Consider the following 21,220-nt stretch of genomic DNA (forward strand, 5'->3'; position numbering starts at 1 on the left):
CCAAAACGCTTCGCCCCCCACTCGGTGCCTCGCTAAGGCTCGGCATGCCCGAACGAAGGCATTGATCCGTGGGCCGCCGCCACAGGCCATCCATGGCCTGGGGCGGCTAACCCGGCATCCGTGCCGGGTTACCCACGGCTCAATGCCTGCGTTCGGCCATCGTGGTTAACGGGGCGTTCAGATCAAAAGCAAAAGCAAGACGGCGGCCTGCCGGCCGGCCTGGGGTGGGTGTGTTTCCTGTAGCCGCTGCCGAGCCTGCGAGGCTGCGATCGACCCCGAAGGGGGCGCAAGATCTTGAGATCGCTGAAGGCCTGCGGCCTTATCGCAGCCTGCGGCAGCGGCTACAGGGAGGCGTGTGCTGTGAGGCAGTAGGTTACGCATTTTCTGTAGGAGCGAGGCTTGCCCGCGATGGCGTCCGTGAGGTCGCCACCGTCGGCACGCCGCTATCCGCATGCCGCCGGTGCAAGGCTTGCGGTACTATGGCCGCCCACGTTTTCTGGAAGTTGCCTGGATGAGTAAGCCCGGTCAATTGGTGCTGGTCGCGTTGCGCAAGATGATCGCCTCGGGCGAGCTGGTGGCCGGTGAACGGCTGATGGAGATTCCAACCGCGGAGCTGTTCGGGGTGTCGCGGATGCCGGTGCGCATGGCGTTCCGTACCCTGGAGCAGGAAGGCCTGCTGGTGCGGTTTGGCGGGCGGGGGTTCCAGGTGCGTTCGGTGAGTGCTGAGGACATCGCCGGCGCGGTCGAGGTGCGGGGGGTACTTGAGGGGCTGGCGGCGCGCCAGACCGCCGAGCGCGGCTTGTCGGAGGCGGCGCGGGCGGCCCTGGAGTTGTGCCTGGCCCAGGGCGACCAATTGTTCGCCAAGGGTTATGTGACCGAGGACGACCTGGAGGTCTATCACGACCTCAACATGCGTTTTCACCAGGTGATTGTCGAAGGCAGCCACAACCCGGCGATCGCCGATGCCCTGGCGCGCAACGATCATCTGCCGTTCGCCTCGGTCACCGCGCTGGCGGTGGATCGCCAGGACATGGCCCGAGAATACCGGCGCTTCAACTACGCCCATATGCAGCACCATTCGGTGTTCGATGCCCTGGTCAATCGCCAGGGCGCGCGGGCCGAGGCGATCATGCGCGAGCATGCCAACGCGACCCTGCGTTATGCCGAGATCTTCAGCAGCGCGGCGGCGGACGAGCGGATGAAGGTCATTCTCCGTCCCGCCTGAATCCCTTCAGATATCCAGCACCAGCAGCGGCGTTTTCGAGCGTGAGCAGCAGGGGGTGAACTGGTCGTTGCGCGCCTGTTCGTCCTCGGTGAGGAACAGGTCGCGGTGCTCCGGCACGCCCTCCAGTACCCGGGTCAGGCAGGTGCCGCAAATCCCTTGTTCGCAGGACATGGCAATCTCGATGCCATGGCTTTCCAGGACCTGTACCACGCTCTTGTCCGCAGGCACTTCAAAGACCCGGCCGCTGCTGGCGACCTTGACCGAGAAACTGCCGTCGGCGCGGGTATCGACGGGGGCGGCGGCGAAGTACTCGCGGTGCAGGCAGTCCTCCCGCCAGCCCGCGGCCTTGGCCGTGTCCAGCACGTGCTGCATAAAGCCGCCGGGGCCGCACACATAGACATGAATATCGTTGCGCGGCGCGGCCAGGACCTTGGCCGCGTCCAGCGCCGTCTCGGGTTCCTGGTCGAAATGCAGGAACACCCGCTCGGCGAAGGATGAATCGCGCAGGCGTTGGACAAAGGCCGCACGCTCGCTGGAGCGGGCGCAGTAATGCAGTTCGAAATCGGCGCCGCTGTGGGCTAGGCGCTCGGCCATGCACAGGATTGGGGTGATGCCGATGCCGCCGGCGAACAGCAGGCTGCGCCGGGCTTCATGGGCCAACGCAAACAGGTTGCGCGGCTCGCTGATGTGCAGACGCGTGCCGGGGTGGATCTGCTCGTGCATGGCCAGCGAGCCGCCGCGGGAGGCCGGGTCCTTGAGCACGCCGATCAGGTAGCGATGGCGTTCTTCGGGGTGGTTGCACAGGGAGTATTGGCGGATCAAGCCGCCGGGCAGGTGCACATCGATATGCGCGCCGGCGCTGAAGCCCGGCAGCGGGCGGTCATCGGCACTGGCCAGCTCGTAGCTGCAGATGTCCTGGGCTTCGTCGTTACGGGATACCACCACCACATCGATCATTGTCGGTCCTCCGAGTGCTGCCGCCCAGGGCGGTCACTTCTGTTTCTTTTCTTGGGTAAAAGGCTGGGGAAAGTGCCGCGCGGGCTCAGGCCGTGGCCGTGGCGATCAGCTGCGCTTCGCCGGCGCGTTCCTGGGCGATCAGGCGCTCCAGCACCCGCCGCGACTGCACGCCGCCGGCGTCAATATTCAGCTTGAGCAGGTTGCGTGTGGGGTGGGCGAGCAGGTTCTGCTGCTGGCGTTCGAGCATCTCCAGGTCTTCGCTGAAAATCTTGCCCTGGCCCTCGCGAATGCTCGCGGTCAGCGCCTCGTCCCGTGGGTTGAAGTTGCGCGCCATGCCCCAGAAGTACCAGATCGAGGTGTCGCTCTGCGGGGTGATGAAATCCACCACTATGCTCGACGCCTTGAACTGCGCCGGCGCGTTGTAGCCGCCCTGGCCGGCATGGGCCACGCCGACTTCGATCAGCACATGGCTGGGCGGGGTGAAGCGGCAGATCTGCCAGCGGTCCACCGGCACGTCGTCGGCCAGGCCGTTGCCGCGCAGGGCCATGCGCCAGAACGGCGGGGCCATGATGTTTTGCATATGTCGCGCGGTGACCACTTCATCACCCTCGACCGTGGTGGTCGGTGGCGCCTCGTCGATTTCCTTCTGGCCGATGCTGGAGGCGTGGACGTAGGTTTCGTGGGTCAGGTCCATCAGGTTGTCGATCATCAGGCGGTAGTCGCACTGGATATGGAACAGCCCGCCACCGTAGGCCCACTCATCGCTGACCGCCCATTCCAGGTGATGGATCAGCGCCGGATCGGCCAACGCCTGATCGCCGGGCCAGACCCAGATAAAGCCGTAGCGCTCGACCACGGCAAAGGTCTTGTTGCACGGGAAACCACGTACCCGTTGCCCGGGCATTGCCACGGTCTTGCCATCGCAGCCCATCACCAGCCCGTGATAACCGCACACCAGGTTGCCGCTTTCCACATACCCCAACGACAGCGGCGCGCCGCGATGGGGGCAGAAGTCCTCGACCGCAGCGACCCGGCCCTCCAGGCCACGGTAAAACACCATCTTCTCCCCACAGATCTGTCGGCCCAGGGGCTTGTCGGCGATTTCATCGGGGGTGCAGGCAACGTACCAAGTGTTCTTGGGGTACATGGAAGGCTCTCCTGGGGAGTGATTGTTTTTATTTAATGGATCCATTAGAGGGGCTGTGGTGTTTGAGAGTCAACGATAAAGTCCAGATATAAGGTTGATTTATGGGCGATTATCGGACTGATAGCTGTTGCTTTCGATTTTAATGGATCCATTGATAGGTGCTGTTAAACACCCCCCAATGACAGAAAAAACGCCAGCGATGAAGGCGGGATGTCGCCGTTCGTCGACCCGAGCTGGCGAGCGTGCGGCTGGGCCGGGCGCCAGGCATCGATGCCGAGGATGTGATGGTGGTGATTACCACCACTGAGGCAGAAGCCTGGTCGTTTGGCGGTGGGCGGGGCAATTAGTCTACCTATGCGTTTCTGGTATCAGTCCTATCCAATCCGTGCCATTTATCAATCAATGGCCGAGGGGTAAGTTGGGATTCTGCGATTTCCAATCGAGAGCCCTCCATGACCCAGCACCTGATCCGCAAGTACATGCCCGCCGCCGCCAGGGCGGGCACCCTCTGTTTTGCCCTGTGCAGCGGCGCGGTTGTTGAGGCGAGCGAGCACGGTCCGCTGGTGATCGAAGATCAGGGCAGCCTGATCGCGGGCGGTGGCGTGCGCACTCAGCCGGGCACCTTCGATCCCTACAACCCGATGAATCCCAATGGCCAGACCTACCACGGCGACCATGTGTATGCCTTCTACCAGAAGCCGGTTAACGCGCGCCCGCTGCCGATTGTCATGTGGCACGGCGCGGGGCAGTCGGCGAAGTCCTGGGAGACCACGGCCGATGGGCGTGAAGGTTTCCAGAACATCTTCCTGCGTCGCGGTTTCTCCACCTACCTGATCGACCAGCCGCGCCGTGGCGATGCGGGGCGCAGCCTGGTCGAAGCGACGATCAAGCCGGTGGCGGACGAGCAGTTGTGGTTCAACCAGTTCCGCATCGGCCTGTGGCCCGAGACCTTCGCGGGCAGCCAGTTTCCGCCGGGGCGGGCGGCGCAGGAGCAGTTCTTCCGTTCGATGACCCCCAACACCGGCCCTTACGACATCGATGTGGTGTCCGATGGTGTGTCGGCGCTGCTGGAGAAGACCGGCCCGGCCATTCTGTTCACCCATTCCCAGGGGGGCGGGCCGGGCTGGCTGACGGCGATCAAGAGCCGCAACGTGCGGGCCATCGTCGCGTTCGAGCCGGGCAGCAGCTTCGTGTTTCCCGAGGGCGAGGCGCCGGCGCCGATTCCCAGCGCGTTCGACACCGTCGCCGCGCAGGTCGTGAGCCAGGCGCAGTTCGAGGCGCTGACGCGCATTCCTATCCTGATCCTCTATGGCGACAACATCCCCGCCCAGCCGGTGCGTTTGCCGGCCCAGGACAGCTGGCGCGCCCGGCTCGAGATGGCGCGCCTGTGGCGCGATGCGGTGAACCGGCATGGCGGTGACGCCAGGCTGATCCACTTGCCGGAGATCGGGATCAAGGGCAACAGCCACTTCCCGTTCTCGGACCTCAACAATGTCGAGATCGCGGACCTGGTTTCGAGGTTTCTTGCAGAGAAGTCTCTGGATTGACTATGGGCACGGCGGCTGGCTGCCGTGTTCTTCAAAAGCAGGGCAGGAGTATTCAAATGAAGCAAACGCTGAAGGCCACGCTTATGGCCGCGATGGTCGGGATGTCGGCCGCCGAGGCCGCGGACTACAAGCAGAATCCGTTCACCCTGGTCTACGAGGGCGCGATCAGCAAGAACGAGCCGGGCAAGGTCAACATCCATCCGGTCAGCTACAAGCTCAATGGTCTGGACATCTCCGCCAACGTCTACACCCCGGCGAACTACGACCCGGCGAAGCAATACCCGGTCGTGGTGGTGGCGCACCCCAATGGCGGGGTCAAGGAGCAGGTCGCCGGCCTGTATGCCCAGCGCCTGGCCGACCAGGGCTACATCACCATCGCCGCGGATGCGGCCTACCAGGGCGCCAGTGGCGGCCAGCCGCGCAGCGTGGACAAGCCCGCGTACCGCATCGAGGACATCCATGGCATGGCGGATTTCATCGCCGGCTATCCCGGCGTCGATAACACGCGCCTGGGCCTGCTCGGCATCTGCGGCGGCGGTGGTTATTCGTTGGCCGCGGCGCAAACCGACAAGCGCTTCAAGTCGATTGCGACGGTGAGCCTGTTCAACTCCGGGCGGGTTCGCCGCAATGGCTACAACGACTCGCAACTGGACAGCATCCAGCAACGCCTGCAGCAGGCTTCGGCGGCCCGTGCCCAGGAAGCGGCCGGCGGCGAAGTGCTGTATTCGGGGGATGCCAACCTGACCGACGAACAGATCGCCCAATTGCCCTTCGCGCTGTATCGGCAGGGCTACGAGTACTACTGGAAAACCCACGCGCACCCCAACTCGACCTTCAAATACACCACCAGCAGCCTGCTGGACCTGATGCGCTTCGACGCCACCCAGCAGATCGAACTGATCCGGCAGCCGTTGCTGATGATCGCCGGCAGCAAGGCCGACAGCCTCTACATGACCGAGGATGCGTTCGCCAAGGCCACCGGCACCCAGGACAAGGAGCTGTTCAAGATCGACGGCGCCACCCATATCGAAACCTACTGGGTGCCCCAGTATGTGGACGCGGCCATCAGCAAGCTGACGGCGTTCTACGCCAGGACGCTGTGATCGCCGCAACGGCTCGCCATTTCAATTGGCTCGACCAACGAGGAATTCTCATCATGAACAAGACCCTGTTGGGGCTCGCGGTATGCGCCGCGGCGCCCTTGGCTGACGCGGCCGGCCAGGCTGAAAACCCCAGCGAGCCTTTCGCCACCCAGCAGATCAGTCGTGCAGGTACCCAGGCTTCGGTCGCGGGCCCGGAGGATTACTTTTCCGGGCGGGTGCGCGTCGATCCGCTGTTTCCCGCCAGCAGCTCGATCAATGCCTCCGGCGCCTACGTGACCTTCGAGCCGGGCGCGCGCTCGGCCTGGCATACCCATCCCGCGGGGCAGCGCCTGGTGGTGGTTTCCGGCGTGGGCCTGACGCAGGAGTGGGGCAAGCCGGTGCAGGAAATCCATCCGGGAGACGTGATCGTCTGCCCGCCGGGCGTCAAGCACTGGCACGGAGCCGTGGCGACGAGCGCCATGACCCATCTGGCGGTGACCGGCGCGGTGGATGGCAAGAGCGTGCAATGGCTGGAGAAGGTCACCGATGACCAATACAACGCCCGTTAAGCGGTGCAGGCCCGGAGGGATGACAGTGGCCTTCGCGCTGCTGAGCCTGAACCTGGCGATGACGCCGAGCCACGCCGCGCAGAACCCTATGGAGCCTCAAGCCATGTCCTCCGTACCCGCCGTTTCCGAGACGCTATCGAGCAAGCAGCAGGCCATCCCGTTGATCGCGGCGGCCATGGCCACCAGCAATATGCCGCGGCTCAATGCCGCCTTGAACCAGGGGCTGGATGCCGGGCTGACCGTCAGCGAGGCCAGGGAAATCCTGGTGCAGCTCTATGCCTACGCCGGCTTTCCGCGCAGCCTCAATGCTCTTGGCGAGCTGATGAAAGTGCTCGAGGCGCGCAAGCAACGCGGCATCGAGGATGTTCCGGGGCGCGAGCCCAGCGCCGGCATTCCCACGGGCGATGAGCTGCTGGCGGCGGGCAAGGCCAACCAGACGCGGATTTCCGGCGCGCCGGTCCAGGGGCCGCTGTTCGACTTCGCCCCGGTGATCAACCAGTACCTGCAGGCCCACCTGTTCGGCGACATCTTCGAGCGCGACAACCTGGATTGGCAAAGTCGTGAGCTGGCCACGGTCGGCGCGCTGGCCGCCACCCCCGGCGCGGAGCCGCAACTGCGTTCGCACATGGCCGCCAGCATCAGGGTAGGGCTGAGCGTCGGGCAACTGCGGCAACTGGTCCGGGTGCTGGCCGAGGAGGGCGAGGCCGATGCCGCCAAGCGGGCCGGCGAGGCGTTGGAAAAACACCTGGCGGCAAGCGCCGGGCGGCCATGAGGCGGCCCCCGCTCAGGGCATCAGTTCGCGTAACGCAGGGCGTCGCGCAGCAGGGTGAAGGCCGGTGAGCTCTGGCGCCGGCTGGGGTAGTAGAGGTGGTAGCCGGAGAAGGGTTCGCACCAGTCCGCCAGCACGCGAATCAAGCGACCCTGCTCGACATGGGCCAGCACCAGGTCTTCCGGCATATAGGCCAGCCCCAGCCCCTTGAGGGCGGCGTCCAGGCGCATGGCGATGTTGTTGAACACCAGCTGGCCCTCGACCCGCACCTTCAGTGCCTGGCCCTTTTTCTCGAACTCCCAGGAGAAGATCCCGCCGTAGGTCGGCATGCGCAGGTTGATGCAGTTGTGCTGCATCAGGTCGCTCGGCACTTTTGGCTTGGAGTAGCGGGTGAAGTATTCCGGGGAACCGACAACGGCCATCCGCATGTCGGGGCCGATGCGCACCGCGATCATGTCCTTGGCGACTTGCTCGCCCAGGCGCACGCCGGCGTCGAAGCCTTCCGCGACTATGTCGGTCAGGCCGTAGTCGACGATGATCTCGATGTTGAGGTCGGGATGCTCGGGCAGCAGCTTCTCCAGCGCCGGTTGCAGGACCGTGATCGCCGAATGCTCGCCAGCGGTGATGCGCAGTTTGCCCGCCGGTTTGTCGCGGAACTTGCTGAGCAAGGCCAGCTCGTCGTTGATTTCCGCGAACCGGGGGGAGACCACCTGCAGCAGGTGTTCGCCGGCTTCGGTGGGGGAGACGCTGCGGGTGGTGCGCGCCAGCAGCCTGACGCCCAGGCGTTCTTCCAATTGGCGCATGGCCCGGCTCAAGGCCGGCTGCGACATGCCGAGCCTGGCGGCGGCGCGGGTGAAGCTGCGCTCCTGGGCCACGGCGGCGAAGATCGCGAGCAGGTCGTAGCTTTCAGTGGTCATTTATCCGCCCCCGTTATGAACGATGGGGGATTATGCCATCCGATACAGGCAATCGTTCAGCACTTCATGGCCCTTGAGGGGAGGCGCGGCGGCGAGCGGACTAGACCTGGCCGAGGGCAAAGTCCGCCGGATCGAAGCGCTCGGTGGTGTCCATCCGGATATTGCGCAAACCCAGGGTTTCCAGGTGCGAGGCATAGAGCGGTTCGGAAAAATAGCTGATCAGGAGCGAGCGACGGCGTGCGCCGCTCGGGTTCAGGCAGCCCGCGTGCAGCAGATCGACATCGAACACCAGGATGTCCCCGGCGGAGCCTGAAAGCTGCACGGACCGCGACTCGTCGGTGAAGTCCAGTGGCGGCTCTCCCAGCCCGGGGCGATGGCTGCCGGGAACGATGCGGGTGGCGCCGTTCCCGGGGCCATAGTCGTCGAAAAAAGCCAGGGCGTTGGCTATGTCGCCTGGCCGTTGGGCCGACAGGTCGCGGTGCAGTTGCTGATGGCCGCCACCGGCAAGAGGCTCGCGACCTTCCACCTGGGAGAGGAAGAAGCGTTCCCCGATCAACTCGCCCACCACCGCCAGCACCTGCGGCAGGCGACACACCGCCTGAACCGTCGAATCCGCGTCCAGCAGTGAATGGCGCCAGTCCATGCCACGGGGCACAGGCCATTGATTCGACGGCATCACGCCTGCGTCGAACACGGCACGCAGCTCGCCCAGCCACTCGGCCGGGATCGCTTGGCGCAGCAGCACGTAACCCTCTCGATGGAGTTGCTCGCAGTCGGTCATGCTTTCCTTGATTCCCTTATTCGCAACGCTCCGGAGCCAGACAAAAGTGCGGGTCAATGACCAAGCGTAGCTTTTGCCAGTACTGGGCGCGGAGCGAATGGTGCCGAGTGCCGTAATGGGGAGCAGAGGTTGGCACCTTGCTTGAGCACTGCCTTCACAGGCCAATGCCATCGATGAGCTAGGAGGCGTGAAGCCCGGATTGATCCCGCCGATACATCGGGGATTCAGATTGTGAGTGTTTCGAGACGGGCAGTGCCCTGCTGGCCAGTGGGGCTGGCCAACAGCAGGTATCGAGTCGAGTGATGCCAGTAGATCACGAGGCGCGACGATGACCGGCTCAACTGCTATTTTTTGCACTCCGCCAACACCACTTTGCAAGTGCCGGGCGTGCCGCCGGAGCGACCGGCATATCGGATGCAGTTATTCAGGGATTTCTGGCGCGCCATGCCCAGGGTGGAACCCCAGGCCAGGCCACCCTCGCCGGAAGTGGGCAGCGCTTTGGCGTAACAGTTCGAGCCGATGCTGGCGGTCGAATAACGATACTTGGCGGCTTTGCTTGAACATCCCGCGATCAGCGCCAGGTTGATGGCGAGCAGGGAAAACAGGATCCATGACGAGTATGGGCGTACTGCTGTTCTGGTCATTCCGGTTCCCCTGTATCAAGACGGTAGAGGCGTGTTCGCAGTGCTGTTCTATTCAGCTTAGAGGGTATCGCGCCTGGCCCTGAGGCCGTCTGGCGGAGTGGATGCGTTTGGGGGTGCCTTGCGTCGGTTGCCATCCGTGTTTGCCTTATTGCAGTCATGGTTCTTGCGGCCAATTGTCCTGGATTTCGTACCACGAAGCCTTGAACGCCACCTGAATGTGTTTCTGTTTATCCGCGGTGAAGGGCGTATCCAGAGTGCCCAGGGCGATCGAGACCCAGTCGGCGTATTCGCCCTGGCCTCTGGACCAGAACAGCGACGAACCGCACTGGCCGCAAAACTGGCGCAACACCGTTTCGGACGATCGATAGGACTGGAGGCTCCCGGCACCCTGCACGATGCGCAGATCGCTGCGCAACACACTGCCATAGCTGGCGAATGCCGCCCCATGGCTTTTCCGGCACTGGCTGCAATGGCAGTGGGAAAGCGCCTTGGGGCGCGACGAGAGCTGGTATTTGACGGCACCGCAAAGGCAGCTGCCCTGGAAGGTGTCAGTCATTTAAGGGCGCACCTTGAACGGAAGGGCGCCCATTTAAGCAGTCGGTGTCGGGGATGTCGAATGGCTGACTATTGCTGTTCGTTAACATTGGCTTTCGCCCAGAAGCGACGTTCGCCACTGGCTGCTCGAAGCCGAGAGAGTGTAAAAGCGCTTCCTCGAACCCTTGTTGTGATTCCTGAGGGTTTCATAGTAAGGATTGTCCGTGAAGCGCTTTATTCAAGGTGTTAGGCGCCACCTGTCAGCATAAAGCTCAAGGCGCCCGGGCAAGTAGAGTCAGCCACAGGGCAATACCGAAATCGCCCCTGATCGTATTGCGACTGCCCGCGACACTTGCATAACCGTAGTCCTTGGCCAGAGCAAAAAGCGCTTCCGGACTTACGTTGCCGCCAAAAACAGAAATTGCATTTGAAAATGCTTGCGCAGGAAAGAATATTCTTCCGAACCAGGATGCTCTCACGCCTGCAATCTCCAGGATTACATCCTCATTTGCGGCAGCAAGTTCGTTAATACTGCGATCAGAGACCGACTCTAGACCTGTATCAAGGCTTTTCCCTCTCAGGGCGAGTACGGACGCACCGTATATATGATTGGTAAGCTGGCCGAACTTTCTGCCCGGAACTTTAAAGGTGGAAAACTCCTTGCTTTTCTTATAGATCAGCTGCGCAACTTGGTAATCCAGCTCAAATGCTTCTGAAACCGCAGAAAGATCAGTGCGATTTATCGGGAAGATGAATCCAAAATAAGCATCCCTGGTCGCATCAATTTTCTCATGAAGATGCCTCGCCTTTTCCTTGTATAGCAATTCAACGTCTTCGCACGTCACGCTACTCAAGTGAACAACATCCAATGATCTGTTCATAGCAATTCCCTTCGACTATCCCGAGAGATGATATATAGCTAACGATTGAACTCAGGGGCGGGCTTTAGCTCGTCCCTGCGAACGAAGCGAGCAATTTAAGCGCATGGTCATGTTTTTTATTAACGATCAAGTTCCTCCGTGAAAGTGATTGCGAATGTATTACGTATAGTTCGAAAATGGCGTTTCATAATATCGATGCGCGTTTATTTATATAGCCAATCCCTCCAAGGGGGCAGCAAGGGATATTCCCTCCTTTGGCAAGTCAAATGTTGAATCGTCCTTGATTTCCTGGGCACCAGCGAACGATTGCAAAGGGTGGTAAGCCGTCAGGCGTGACTGGCCGCTATCGGCTGCGGGTTCAACCGGACGTGGTGCCGGGAGGGCGACCCCGCATTCACTCCAGGCAGGCTTCAGGCGTCGCCGGCAGGCTATCGAGAAACGCGGCAATCTGCCGGCTGCCGCGCAAGTGCAGCGTGGGAATCTGCGGACCTATGGCCAGGCGTACCGCCTCGATACCCGGGCGGTAGTCGCGATCGAAAGTCCACACGAAGCGCAGGAAGGTCAGGAATGCCCGATCGAGCTTTTCCGTGCAGCCTGTGGCAAGGTCAGGCCGGGGGCGGTTCATGACGCTGCGTATGATCACCCGGGTGAAACAGGTGAGCCGTGGCGTATCGAGCCAGATGATCAGATCGGCACGGGGCAGGCGAAGGTCGAAGGTCCGCCGGGCATAGTTGCCTTCACACACCCAGGCAGCCGGTGCGAGCGCCGCGCGGACCCGTTCGCGGAACTGCTCGGCGTCGGGTTCGACCCAACCGGGCTCCCAGAACAGCGTGTCCAGGTGGACCACAGGCAGGTTCCGGCGCTTGCCGAGGGCACGGGCGAGGGTGGATTTGCCGCTCCCGGCATTACCCAGAATTACAATCCGTTGCATGGGCGCTTCCTGTCGCGAAAAAAGCCGGCGATTGTGCCGGTTTTGCATCGCCAGTTAAAGGCGAATAGCGGGGCCGACCGCGCCGGGAATGGAATGTGTGTTGCCAGTGTGGGGCCTGAAGCCGAGAGCAGGATGTCGATCCATCCTGGTCCCCATTGAGCGCCTGCTCCCGACCCTTTGTCGCCTGTCGGCAGCGCTCGCCTTTTCGGGGTGTCTACTGCTAGTGAAGCCCTGTAGGTACAGGGAGGAGAGCAGCATGAGCAATGAACAGGTGGCACCGGAAACCAAAGGGGTTGCAGTGCAGGTACTGGCAACCATTGACCTGGGTCCCGAAATCGAGGGCATGGCCGGGCGCCAACTCAGAATGCGCCTGGTGACCATCGAGCCTGGAGGCGTATTCGGGCCAATCCACAACCATAAAGACCGGCCAGGCGTCGTCTACATACTGGAAGGCACCATCACTGACCATCGCGATGGCGGCGACACCGACTATGGCCCGGGAGTGGGGTGGCCCGAGGACCGCGACACCACGCACTGGCTTGAGAACAAAGGGCCGATTCCGGCGCGGGAGATCTCGGTCGATATTATCCGCCAAGAGTGAGCCCGGGCCGAACATCGATACGGGCGGGCCCGCCGCGCGGTTCGCCCAATGCCCATCATTCCCCCGCACCCGCCGCGCCATTGCTCGGGTCGCCCTCGGCCAGCATGCGCATCAGGATTGCCCGCTCCTTCGGCCCTGGCACCAGGCCGCTGGTCTGGCCTTCCAGGACGATGATGCCGTCTTCGTTGGTCATGCTGATGGCCGCCGTAGCCCGGCCTTGTTCGTCCAGCGCCTGGATGACCCAGTGGCAAGTGATGGTGTCGCCGGCATACACCGGCTGCTTGAACTGGAAGCTCATGGCCGAGGCCAGCCAGCCGATCTGCCCGCCGATTTCGGTGAGCAGGCTGGCGGTCAGCAGGCCATGGGAAACCGCTGCCCTGAAGCGCCGGGCTGCGGCGAACTCGGCATCGAAATGCACCGGGTTGTAGTCGCGGGACAGCGTGGCGAAGCCCTGGATATCCGCCTCTGAAAAACAGCGGGAGAGGGTGAAGCGGTCGCCTGCCTGAAGCCCTTCGGTGGCGCGCTGTCGGAAGCTTTTCATTGCGGTTCCTGGTCCTTTTGCGTATTCGGGGGAGTGCGGTTTCGAGCCTTTTGGATACCCGTGGAACATACCGGTTCAGCGCAGGATCTGCTCGATGAACAGCAGCACGGCGATGATGATCATCAGCGCCCCCGAGAGCCGGCTGACCGCTTGCGCGGCCACCGGGCGCGTCTGCAACACGGCGCGGGAAGCAAAGCCCACCAGCAGGTAGATCACCGCGCAGCTGAAGGCATGCAGCAGCCCCAGCGCGACGATTTGCAGCGGCACCGGCCAGGCGGCCAGCGGGTCGGTGAATTGTGGCAGCAAGGCCAGGAACAGCAGGAACACCTTGGGGTTGAGGCCACTGACGCAGGCGCCCTTGAGGGTCCAGCGAGCCCAGGACGCGGAAGGCTGGGCCTCCCCGGCGCGGGGCACGGACGGGTTGCGCAACATATTGATGCCCAGCCAGAGCAGATAGCCAGCCCCGCCAAGGGTCAGCAGCGAGAGGGCCAGGGGATTGCTGGCGATCAGCCCGCCGACCCCGGCGGCCACTATCAGCGTCGCCAGCAGATGCCCGATCAACAGGCCGGCCACCGCGGGTATCACCACCCGCCCGAACAGGCCGGCCGATATCGCGTAGGCCCAATCCGCCCCGGGGGTGATCACAAATAGAAACGACACCGCCCAGAACGCCGCGAAAATACTCAGGCTCATGGCCGTCTTGCCTTGTGCTGCTGGGCGAATGCTGTTTCTGGGCTGTCGACGGTGGTGTTAATCGGGGAGGGCATGCTTCTTTCTCGCAAAGATCAGGTTTGCGGAAAGATTAATGGAGTGCGGTGAGAATATTTTCTCTATTATTCCAGTCCGAATAAGCTTTTGGGGTAGATCCTTCCAGATGGACAGAATTGATCAGAAGATTCTTGCCGAGCTGCAGGCGGACGGGCGTTTGTCGGTGACCGAGCTGGCGGAACGGGTCGGCCTCAGCCTGTCGCCGTGCCATCGTCGCGTGCGGGCGCTGGAGGAGTCGGGGGTGATCCAGGGCTATCGCGCCCAGTTGTCGCCCAGCGCCCTGGGCCTGACGTTTTCGGCGATGGTCTTTGCCACGCTGCGCGAGGGCGATCACCAGGCGGTGGCCGCCTTCGAAGCGGCGCTGCTGCCGATCCCGCAGGTCGTCGAGGCGCAACGGCTGTTTGGCGAGCCGGATTACCTGCTGCACGTCATCACCCGCGACCTGCCGGCCTTCCAGCAGCTTTACGATGACCGCCTGTCCAAGCTGCCCAACGTCCAGCGCCTGACCTCGACCCTGGTGATGAAACGGGTGATTCAGGATCGCTCGCTGCCGCTGTGAGACGCGTCGACGCATACATCAGAACAACACTTCAGGGAGATACCGATGCGTGAACGAAAATCGGCAAGATTGCTGGTCATCAACCCTTCGCGAAAGGTCTTGCTGTTCCGCTTCCTGCACAAGGAAGGGGCGCTGGCGGGGGATGACTATTGGGCCACGCCCGGTGGCGGGCTTGAAGGGGACGAAACCTTCCAGGTCGCGGCGATTCGTGAATTGCACGAGGAAACCGGTATTCAGGTCAGCGCGGTGGGAGAGCCGGTGGCCGGTCGCCGGTTCCCCATGCAACTGCCCAGCGGCGAATGGGTGACCTCCGTCGAGCAATATTTTGTGGTGCACGCACCAGACCAGCCGCTCTCTCGTGCCGGCTGGACCTCATCCGAGGCCCAGGTGATGGCCGATCATCATTGGTGGTCCGCCGATGATCTGCGAGCCAACGAGGCCACCGTCTGGCCGCAAGCGCTGGTGCACATGCTGGAAGAGGCGGGGGTGTTCGAGCGGTCCTTGTAGCGTTTTACCGCGGGCTGATCCTGGCTTGATGCGGGGCTGCCGATCTCCCGCACGGCCGGGATTTTCCGGCTGGCGGTTTATGCCGTCGATCCAGATTCGCCCTCGACATTCACAAAGGCGCCGTCGGCTCGTTCCTCTCTCTACCAACCATTAGAGGGAACGCCCGATGAAAAACACCGAACTCAGCCACATCATCCTCAGTGACCACTCGCGCATCGAGGCCGCCATCAGTACCGGCGCGGCCTGGGAAGTCTGGTTCCAGGTCGAGTTTCTGATGCTGCTGCGCGCAGCCCACCTGGGGGTCGCCCGCGAAGTGCCTTACCCGCCGCCGAACCAGGCCCTGCACCTGGATGTACTGGCCAGCCAGGGTGTCGAGAGCTATGCCATCGAGGTGAAAGTCGAGAGCGCCACCAATGCCGGCAACAAGCTGTTGGCGGAAACCCGCAAGGACATCGAGAAGATTGCCAAATACACCGAGCCGGTCGAGGCCCGCTGGGTGGTGGCCCTGGCCTATAGCGACGAGGCCAAGCGCACGTTGCGCGGTTTCACGGTGGAGAACAACGGCCACGCCATCTACCACGAGGCCGGTGCGATCGGTTGCATGATCTTCTCGGTTTGACCCGCACAGGCGCCAGCAGGACATGAGACCTTCCTGGCACCTTTCGACAGTTCGCGCCCTTAGTGAGAGAACAACTGCCGGTCGCCCTGTTTCTGCGAGCCTGCGACGTAGTACGTCTCGAACCAGGCGGGCTGGCCCGAGATCGCGGTGGGTTTTTTCAGCAACAGTGGCGGTGGCTGCTTCCCCTGGGTCTCATCGGCGCTGGTGAAGGCTTTTTGCATCACGCTGCGAAAGTGCAGGTGATCGAATATCAGCAGGGCCTGGATGGCATAGACCACGGCGATTTTCTGGTCCTCGATCAGGACCAGGTGATCGCCGTTTTTTTCTTCCCCCGAAATGGACAGGTTCGAGGAACCGGTGAAGACCTTGGCGCTCGGCAGGTTGAAGTCGGTGACGACGAACTTGTTGTGTACCGAAATACCGGTGCCGCCGGACCACTCGCTGCGAAAAGGTTCCGGTGCGTACTTGGCGAGATAGGCGAAATCCACCTCGGCCGATGTGCCATCGGGCTTGATCACATCCATGCCCGAGGCCTTGTCGGTCACGCCATAGTTGAACACCGGACGCTTGTAGAGGCGGCTGATCGACTCGTACAGGGGGCCGCTGGTGATCTGATTGAGGAAGGCGATGTTGAACAGCACCGAGCGGCTGGCCTGGTCGATCGCGCCGCCGATCGGGCTGAGCGACAGGTCGCTGCCGCTGTGTGGCGAGAAACAGAAATGCAGGCGCGGGCCGGCGGTCGTTGCGGTGCCGGTTTCGATCACGTGCCACTTCTGCGCCAGGTCGCTGGTCTCGAAGTTTTTCGGATCGCTGAAGCTGGCGTCGAAGACCCGGCCGAACAGGTCCGCTACCTCGAGGTGCTTGAACAACAGCGCATTGTTGTTCTGCACATAACAGCCGCGGAAGCTGAAGTTGGTGGAGCCGCACAGCACCTGGTAAGGCTTGCCGTTGCGCCGGGCGATCAGCACCTTGTGATGCTGCAGGCCATGAAAGTGGCTGCGTCGAACCCGGTCCGCGCCGGCCGAGGCCAGCAGGCGGCTGGCGGCCCGGGTCTCGCAGCTGTCGGGGGCGGCGTGATCGCCGGCGTCGTCGATAATGATGCGCAGGCGACTACCCAGCGCCTCCAGTCTGGCGAGGATGTCCGGTTCGTTGAAGTCGTAGGCGAAGACATCGAGGGTGGTGTCCGGCTGCCGTAGGGCTTCATCCAGCACCGCGAAAATCATCGACACCGCCTCGAAACCGAGCCATTGGTACATGGCCGTTTCGGTCTTCGGGTGGTCGAGCCCGTCCTTGGTTTTCGATGGAATCAGGCTCTTGCCATACACATCGACCTTGACGCCCGCGGGCACCCGGTCGCGGAAGGCCTGCGAGGAGGTAAAGCCCCGGGTGAAACCAATGTCGAGGATGCCTTCGTAGCTGATGGGGTCGAGGTCGATCGCCAGTTCGATGGCCGTGCCGGAAACCAGCTGGCCGTCGTTGGCCATGTGCATCATCCGGCCCCGGTAGGTGAAGGTGCCTTGGTCGACCTCATGGGGGACGTGAACCCAGCGAAACTTCTGGAAGGGCGCTTCCAGCGAGGAAAACTTGCGCTGGCCATCGACCGCGCTGTGGGTTGGCTCGTCGTAGGCGAAGGCGATGCGGTTGGGCAGGGGCTTGAAGTCGGTGCTGCCGGGAAACCGGCATTCGATGGCGAACCCCACCAGGTCGGGGGGAGGGGTGTCGACATCGAAACCGATCAGGCACATGCGTTCGCCGCGCCACAGCTTCATGGTGAAACCGTCGAGCGTCTGGGTGTTGTAGAAATCGGCCATGGGGGCGCTCCTTGCGCGGGGGGACGAGTCAAGCCGGGGCTGGATGTGTGCAGCGTAGAACAGCGCGGCGGGCGGTGGCGGTTTTAGCACGGGCCGGGTCGCGGGGGCGGGTTGTATTGCGCCCCGATGCTCTTATATGTTGCAAGCCCGACCCGTTCGACTCCTTGCAGAGAAGCCCTCGATGAACCTCGCCACCCTGTTGCTGTTTCTCCCGGCCTGCTTCGCCCTGAACATGGCGCCCGGGCCCAACAACCTGTTGTCGGTCAGGAACGCGACGGCCTACGGTTTTCGCACCTCCTGCCTGGCGGGTGCCGGGCGACTGGCCGCGTTCGCCCTGATGATCGCCCTGGCCTCGGCCGGGCTGGCAGTGGTGCTGCAAGCCTCGGAACTGCTGTTCTATGCGATCAAGATCCTGGGCGCGGCGTACCTGCTGTACCTGGCGTATCAGCTCTGGAGCGCCGACACCCAGGCCGAAACCGAAAAAAAGACCGCGCCCCTGGGGCTGGCCGCGCTGGCCCGGCAGGAGTTCCTGGTGGCCATCGGCAACCCCAAGGCGATCCTGATCTTCACCGCCTTCCTGCCGCAATTCGTCGACCCCGCGGCCCCGGTCCCCGGCCAGTTCCTGGTGCTCGGCGCCTTGTTCCTGCTGCTGGAATGGATAGCCATCAGCGCCTACGCCTGCATGGGCCTGCACATGCGCCGCTGGTTCGCCGAGCCGCGCGGCAAGAAGATCTTCAACCGCTGCTGCGCGGCGTTGTTGTCGGCGGCGGCTTCGGTGTTGCTGTTGGCGCGGCGGGCTTGAGTTGTCCGTAGATGTGCGTGCTCTTGCCGGGGGCCGTTGGCGTCGCCTTCCAGCATGATGGTTGGCACTTTGAACGATATGCAGATCGCTTCGCAGCACCTGCCCTAAGGGGCGAATGCCACCCATGGCTTTTACGGCGCTGGCTGCAATGGCCAGTGGGAAAGCGCTTTGGGGCGGGACGAGCGCTGGTATTCAATGGCGCCGCACAGGCAGTTGCCCTGGAAGGTGTCAGTCATTCAAGGGCGCACCTTGAAGCGCAAGGGCGCTCATATAAACGGCCGGTGTTGGGGAGGTAGAAGGGCTGGTTTCGGCCGTGGATTCAATCGGCCGATGCAGCGGATTGGCCATAAGCGGGTACTCAAGCTACGGGCCTGGCGTTTTGCTCGCTGCAGTTCAGTCTTCCGGCAGGTTATTGAATATTTTTTCCAGGGTTCCGTTCAGTTTGGTGATCTGGGCCTCGGTCAGGCCTTTGAAACTGGTGCGGAAGATATCGCTGGTGCAGTGCTGGACTTCTTCGATGGTATGGCGGCCGATATCGGTGAGGGAGACCTGAGTCACGCGCCCATCGCTGGCGCTAGTGTTGGTCTCCACCAGGCCATCGGCTTTCATGCGATAGACAATTTTGGTGATGGTCGAGAGCTTTGCGATGGCATGGATGGAGATTTCCGAAATGCTTGATTCGCCATTTTCCTTGAGGATGAACAGAATCCGCCAGCGCGGGATATCCATATCGATTTTTTTCAGCGCTTTCTCCATGGCCATGGAGTAGCGGCCATGCAGGCGAGCCAGCCAGTAGAAGGGAAAATCTTCCTTCTTGAAGTCTTCACTGGCGGGGTTGTATCGGCTCAGGCGCTTTTTCGGGGTGGTCATAAAGGTTGGCGTAGTCTTTCTGGTGAGCTGGGTTGATAGCGGGCGCCATTGTCGCGCCGCACGCAGCAAAAAACCAGCAGACAGGTCACAGCGTGCCTTGGGCAAGGCCTTCAGGTCGGACGCTCGTGTGTGAGGTTTTGACGAAAGTGTCGGCCACCCTTGATCGGCTAAAACAGGGTGGGTAGGAGTGCGAAGGCCGGGGTACGGTTGAGCATGCAGAGCCGCGCCTGGGGCTGTTCGGCGCTGCTGCGAATCGCAGGTGCGAGCCCGCTGATTGGCTCGATCGATTCCGTCAGGCGGCTGGCCGCCTGACGGACCCTTGAACCAGCCACTGAGCGCTCTCGCGATTACCAGCGCGGGCCGAGTTCGGCGCACATTTTGCGAACCATGGCGTCGAAGAATTTCACCGCGAAACCGCTGTCCCGAATGAGCATGGCCGTGAGTTCGGCGCACTTGCGGCTGATCGCCTCCGGCAGCGGATTGTCTTCACCGCCCAAGGCGCCGGCCTGGCACTGGATTTCGGCGGCGCGCTGCACCGTCCACAACAGGAAGAACGCCTTGGCGATACTGCTTTCGCCGACGGCAATGCCGTGGTTGCGCAGCACCAGAATGTGCTTGTCGCCGAGGCTGTCGATCATTCGGGTTTTTTCGTCATCAAACAGCGTGATGCCTTCGAAGGTGTGGTAGCCGATCCGACCGTAGAGTTGCGCCCCATAAAAGTCGTTATGAGCAAAACCGGCCTTTTTCATGACAATCGCCGAAATCGGCGTGGTGTGCGTGTGGATCAGGCACTGAATATCTGCGCGCGCACCGTGCACTGCGCTGTGCAGGGCGAAGCCGGCAGGGTTGCCGTCATAGGGCGAGTCTTCGAGCTTCTTGCCGTGCAGGTCGACCTTGAGCAGGTTGGCCGGCGTCACTTCGGTGTAATTCAGGCCGAACGGGTTGACCAGATAGTGGTGCGCCGGGCCGGGCAGGCGTGCGGAAATATGGTTGAAGATGGTCTCGGTCCAGCCAAAGAAATCCACCAGGTGGTAGCAATGCGCAAGTTGCACGCGCAGTGCCCATTCTTCGTCGCTGCACGTCTGGGGTGTTGCCGATGGGGTCTGGTCCATGTCGATGTCCTGGTTGTAGTGAGTCAGTGACGGGCCTGTTCGCCGCGAAAGCGTGCCAGGGCAATGAGGTGGCGAGTGATGGGCATCGGGATCGCCATGCCATCGGCCAGCTCCAGCACCGCATCGCCGATGGCGGCCAGCTCCAGAGGGCGGCCTTTCTCATAGTCCTGCAGCATTGAGGTGCGCACGGCGCCCATGCCGGCGCCGAGTTCGAGAAAGGTCCTTGGATCGATGCTCACGCGCGCGCCATAAGCGGCGGCCGTCAGCAGGGCTTCGTGCAGACAACTGCTGACCAGGTCGCGGAGCTCCGGCAGGCTGTAAAGCTGCTCGAGGGTGGCGCCGGTAATCACCGAGAGCGGGTTGGAGGTGAGGTTGGCGATGATCTTGGTCCACAGGTTGTCGCGGATGCGGTCGGTGGCTCGCGCTTCTATTCCGACACTTTCAATCAGTGCGCGCACACGCTCCAGGCGCGGGCTGAGACGGTTGTCGGGTTCGCCGAAAATCATCAGGTGCGGGGTGCGCGATTCGGCCACGGCGCTGGCCGGGCAGTGTGCGGTGATGAACACTACGCAGCCGATCACGTGACGCAGATCCAAGGTCCGGCTGAGAATCGACTGCGGATCGACCGCGTTCACCTGTTGCCCCGCGTAGCGTCCACCCTCGCCGTGGAAGTACCACCACGGCACGCCGTTGACCACCGGGATCACCACCGTCTCGGCAGTCATCATCGGTTGCAACTGCGGCAGCAGGGTGGCCAGGGCTTGTGCCTTGGCGCAGAGAAAAATCAGGTCTTGCTCGCCGAGGCTGGCGGCGTCGTCGCTGGCGTCGACCCGTACATGGTGGTGGCCGTCCAGGTCGTTCAGGTGGATGCCGTCACGGCGGATGGCGCTCAGGGTTTCTCCTCTGGCCAGTACCTTGACCATGTGGCCGCTAGCAGCCAGACGTGCTGCCAGGGTGCAGCCGATAGCACCGGCACCGGCGATGCCGATGCGTAGGGGGATAGCGTTCATCGCGACTCCAGATGTTCAAAGGCCGGATAAGACCGT

General features: G+C 62.6%; 22 protein-coding genes and 2 pseudogenes. 10 read left to right on the top strand and 14 right to left on the bottom strand.

Annotated elements, in window-relative coordinates; all coding sequences use genetic code 11:
* Positions 1-511 precede the first annotated feature (511 nt).
* A complete protein-coding gene (locus tag AC07VU_RS21145) occupies positions 512-1,225 on the top strand; it encodes a GntR family transcriptional regulator (protein ID WP_495030408.1) in 714 nt (237 codons plus the stop codon).
* A gap of 6 nt (positions 1,226-1,231) precedes the next feature.
* Here the strand turns inward: AC07VU_RS21145 and AC07VU_RS21150 are convergent, their stop codons facing one another.
* Both AC07VU_RS21150 and AC07VU_RS21155 read right to left on the bottom strand, forming a co-directional pair.
* A complete protein-coding gene (locus AC07VU_RS21150; protein WP_277588551.1) occupies positions 1,232-2,182 on the bottom strand; it encodes a PDR/VanB family oxidoreductase in 951 nt (316 codons plus the stop codon).
* Positions 2,183-2,267: 85 nt separating this feature from the next.
* Entirely contained in the window at positions 2,268-3,329 is a 1,062-nt protein-coding gene (locus AC07VU_RS21155) for a Rieske 2Fe-2S domain-containing protein (RefSeq protein WP_277588552.1), read from the bottom strand.
* A gap of 245 nt (positions 3,330-3,574) precedes the next feature.
* On the opposite strand from AC07VU_RS21155, the pseudogene AC07VU_RS21160 reads away from it, so the two are divergent.
* From AC07VU_RS21160 to AC07VU_RS21175, 4 genes and pseudogenes are all read left to right on the top strand, one after another.
* Positions 3,575-3,676 (top strand): annotated as a pseudogene (locus AC07VU_RS21160) (tautomerase family protein); the annotation flags it as partial.
* A 105-nt stretch (positions 3,677-3,781) separates the two neighbouring features.
* Positions 3,782-4,876 carry an alpha/beta hydrolase gene (locus AC07VU_RS21165; RefSeq protein WP_277588553.1) on the top strand — a complete coding sequence of 365 codons (1,095 nt, stop codon included), beginning with the start codon at positions 3,782-3,784 and terminating at the stop codon, positions 4,874-4,876.
* Between the two features lie 56 nt (positions 4,877-4,932).
* On the top strand, positions 4,933-5,979 hold the full coding sequence (locus AC07VU_RS21170; protein WP_007932039.1) for an alpha/beta hydrolase: 1,047 nt from the start codon (positions 4,933-4,935) through the stop codon (positions 5,977-5,979).
* A 102-nt stretch (positions 5,980-6,081) separates the two neighbouring features.
* Positions 6,082-7,296, top strand: a pseudogene (locus tag AC07VU_RS21175) ((R)-mandelonitrile lyase); the annotation flags it as partial.
* A 23-nt stretch (positions 7,297-7,319) separates the two neighbouring features.
* On the opposite strand, the gene AC07VU_RS21180 reads toward AC07VU_RS21175, so the two are convergent.
* The 6 genes from AC07VU_RS21180 to AC07VU_RS21205 form a co-directional block, all read right to left on the bottom strand.
* On the bottom strand, positions 7,320-8,213 hold the full coding sequence (locus tag AC07VU_RS21180; protein WP_495030409.1) for a LysR family transcriptional regulator: 894 nt from the start codon (positions 8,211-8,213) through the stop codon (positions 7,320-7,322).
* A 100-nt stretch (positions 8,214-8,313) separates the two neighbouring features.
* Entirely contained in the window at positions 8,314-8,994 is a 681-nt protein-coding gene (locus AC07VU_RS21185; protein WP_495030410.1) for a phytanoyl-CoA dioxygenase family protein, read from the bottom strand.
* Between the two features lie 344 nt (positions 8,995-9,338).
* Positions 9,339-9,638, bottom strand: coding sequence for a hypothetical protein (locus AC07VU_RS21190; RefSeq protein ID WP_007932027.1), 300 nt, complete (start codon positions 9,636-9,638; stop codon positions 9,339-9,341).
* Positions 9,639-9,792: 154 nt separating this feature from the next.
* Positions 9,793-10,194, bottom strand: coding sequence for a GFA family protein (locus AC07VU_RS21195; protein ID WP_495030411.1), 402 nt, complete (start codon positions 10,192-10,194; stop codon positions 9,793-9,795).
* Between the two features lie 250 nt (positions 10,195-10,444).
* Positions 10,445-11,053, bottom strand: coding sequence for a hypothetical protein (locus AC07VU_RS21200; RefSeq protein WP_007932023.1), 609 nt, complete (start codon positions 11,051-11,053; stop codon positions 10,445-10,447).
* A 394-nt stretch (positions 11,054-11,447) separates the two neighbouring features.
* A complete protein-coding gene (locus tag AC07VU_RS21205) occupies positions 11,448-11,984 on the bottom strand; it encodes a P-loop NTPase family protein (protein ID WP_274306548.1) in 537 nt (178 codons plus the stop codon).
* A gap of 256 nt (positions 11,985-12,240) precedes the next feature.
* Here AC07VU_RS21205 and AC07VU_RS21210 point away from each other — a divergent pair, with 256 nt between their 5' ends.
* Positions 12,241-12,585 carry a cupin domain-containing protein gene (locus AC07VU_RS21210; protein ID WP_007932019.1) on the top strand — a complete coding sequence of 115 codons (345 nt, stop codon included), beginning with the start codon at positions 12,241-12,243 and terminating at the stop codon, positions 12,583-12,585.
* Positions 12,586-12,640: 55 nt separating this feature from the next.
* Here the strand turns inward: AC07VU_RS21210 and AC07VU_RS21215 are convergent, their stop codons facing one another.
* On the bottom strand, positions 12,641-13,126 hold the full coding sequence (locus AC07VU_RS21215) for a MaoC family dehydratase (protein ID WP_495030412.1): 486 nt from the start codon (positions 13,124-13,126) through the stop codon (positions 12,641-12,643).
* Between the two features lie 75 nt (positions 13,127-13,201).
* Entirely contained in the window at positions 13,202-13,819 is a 618-nt protein-coding gene (locus AC07VU_RS21220) for a LysE family translocator (RefSeq protein WP_087087765.1), read from the bottom strand.
* 181 nt (positions 13,820-14,000) lie between these two features.
* On the opposite strand from AC07VU_RS21220, the gene AC07VU_RS21225 reads away from it, so the two are divergent.
* The 3 genes from AC07VU_RS21225 to AC07VU_RS21235 all read left to right on the top strand — a co-directional run bounded on the left by AC07VU_RS21225 (position 14,001) and on the right by AC07VU_RS21235 (position 15,579).
* Entirely contained in the window at positions 14,001-14,453 is a 453-nt protein-coding gene (locus tag AC07VU_RS21225) for an Lrp/AsnC family transcriptional regulator (protein WP_053260817.1), read from the top strand.
* A gap of 45 nt (positions 14,454-14,498) precedes the next feature.
* Positions 14,499-14,960 (top strand): NUDIX hydrolase, encoded by a 462-nt coding sequence (locus AC07VU_RS21230; protein WP_495030413.1) that lies wholly within the window; start codon positions 14,499-14,501, stop codon positions 14,958-14,960.
* Between the two features lie 166 nt (positions 14,961-15,126).
* Entirely contained in the window at positions 15,127-15,579 is a 453-nt protein-coding gene (locus tag AC07VU_RS21235) for a hypothetical protein (RefSeq protein ID WP_277588563.1), read from the top strand.
* A 59-nt stretch (positions 15,580-15,638) separates the two neighbouring features.
* Here AC07VU_RS21235 and AC07VU_RS21240 read toward each other — a convergent pair whose 3' ends face one another.
* On the bottom strand, positions 15,639-17,390 hold the full coding sequence (locus tag AC07VU_RS21240) for a phospholipase D-like domain-containing protein (protein ID WP_495030414.1): 1,752 nt from the start codon (positions 17,388-17,390) through the stop codon (positions 15,639-15,641).
* Between the two features lie 181 nt (positions 17,391-17,571).
* Here AC07VU_RS21240 and AC07VU_RS21245 point away from each other — a divergent pair, with 181 nt between their 5' ends.
* Positions 17,572-18,192, top strand: a complete 621-nt coding sequence (locus AC07VU_RS21245) for a LysE family translocator (protein ID WP_493184965.1) — start codon at positions 17,572-17,574, stop codon at positions 18,190-18,192.
* Positions 18,193-18,585: 393 nt separating this feature from the next.
* On the opposite strand, the gene AC07VU_RS21250 is transcribed toward AC07VU_RS21245, so the two are convergent.
* The 3 genes from AC07VU_RS21250 to AC07VU_RS21260 all read right to left on the bottom strand — a co-directional run bounded on the left by AC07VU_RS21250 (position 18,586) and on the right by AC07VU_RS21260 (position 21,184).
* The gene (locus AC07VU_RS21250) at positions 18,586-19,062 is read right to left on the bottom strand and encodes a MarR family winged helix-turn-helix transcriptional regulator (RefSeq protein ID WP_007931992.1); all 477 of its coding nucleotides are present in this window, start codon (positions 19,060-19,062) and stop codon (positions 18,586-18,588) included.
* Between the two features lie 347 nt (positions 19,063-19,409).
* Positions 19,410-20,174, bottom strand: coding sequence for a class II aldolase/adducin family protein (locus AC07VU_RS21255; protein WP_053260822.1), 765 nt, complete (start codon positions 20,172-20,174; stop codon positions 19,410-19,412).
* Between the two features lie 23 nt (positions 20,175-20,197).
* Positions 20,198-21,184, bottom strand: a complete 987-nt coding sequence (locus AC07VU_RS21260) for a ketopantoate reductase family protein (RefSeq protein ID WP_007931987.1) — start codon at positions 21,182-21,184, stop codon at positions 20,198-20,200.
* Positions 21,185-21,220: the final 36 nt, after the last annotated feature.

The organism is Pseudomonas sp. GW821-FHT02B10 (genome assembly GCF_059421865.1).